Genomic DNA, 1017 nt, shown 5'->3' with positions numbered 1-1017 from the left:
GACGAGGGCAGCACCGTGACCGTGCAGGTGTCGACCGGGCCGACACAGGTGGAGTTGCCGCGACTACTCGGCATGAGTCAGGCCGATGCCGAACGACAGCTGAATTCGATCGGGCTGCAACTCGATCCGAATGTCGCGCGCAAGCCGTCGAGTACCACCGACATCGACAAGGTGATCGCGCAGGAACCGAGCGCGGGCGTGCGGGTCGACATCGACCAGTTGATCGTTCTCACCATCGGCGGCGGGCCCGAACAGGTGCGCGTGCCGAGCGTGGTGGGCCAGGACATCTCCATCGCACAGCCGAATCTGGTCGATTCCGCCGGGTTCACGGTCGAGATCAAGGAGATCAGATCCCCGCTGCCCAAGGGCCAGGTGCTCGCCACCAACCCGGCAGGCGGCACCAACGCGGAGAAGGGCTCGACCATCACGGTCCATGTCTCCTCCGGTGACCGGATCACCGTCCCCGATCTGACCGGGCTCACGCCGGTGCAGGCCCAGGAGAAGCTCAGAGCCGAGGGCTGGACGGGTCAGCTCAGCCAGACCACGGTGATCACGCTCGACGGCAATGCCTCGGGCAAGGTCGTCGGGCAGAACCCGGCGGCCGGTTCGACGGTGGTATTCAACGGCAATGTGGTGCTGCACGTAGGAGCTTCGCCGATCCCGCGCTGAGGTCTCGATTGGATGGCGAACGCGCCTGCCGCTGGTCTGCGGGCGCAGAATAGGGCTGCTTCATCCCACCCAGCTTTGCTGACCGAGGAGGTAGCCCTTTATGACCACAGCCAGGGACATCATGAAGCCCGGTGCGCAGTGGATCACCCGCGGTGACACCGTCGCGACCGCGGCCACGGCGATGGCCGATCTCGGTGTCGGCTCGATCGTCGTCGCCGATGACGACGAGCGCATGTGCGGCATCATCACCGACCGCGACATCGTGGTGAAGTGCGTCGCGCTCGGTCTTTCCCCAGATCTGACGACGGCGGCGGAACTGTGCGAGGCGACCCCGCGGTGGGTCAGCGC

General features: G+C 66.1%; 2 protein-coding genes. Both read left to right on the top strand.

The window, feature by feature from the left end:
* Window positions 1-669, top strand: a 669-nt coding sequence (locus ACFWUY_RS42050; protein ID WP_384122481.1) for a PASTA domain-containing protein, incomplete at its 5' end; no start/stop codon positions are given.
* 100 nt (window positions 670-769) lie between these two features.
* A partial coding sequence (locus ACFWUY_RS42045; protein ID WP_384122476.1) for a CBS domain-containing protein occupies window positions 770-1017 on the top strand: 248 nt, incomplete at its 3' end.

The organism is Streptomyces sp. NPDC058664 (assembly GCF_042716635.1).
GTDB lineage: Bacteria > Actinomycetota > Actinomycetes > Streptomycetales > Streptomycetaceae > Streptomyces.
The sequence above is the reverse complement of the archived record's forward strand: the minus strand, read 5'-3'. Positions and strand labels throughout refer to the sequence as shown.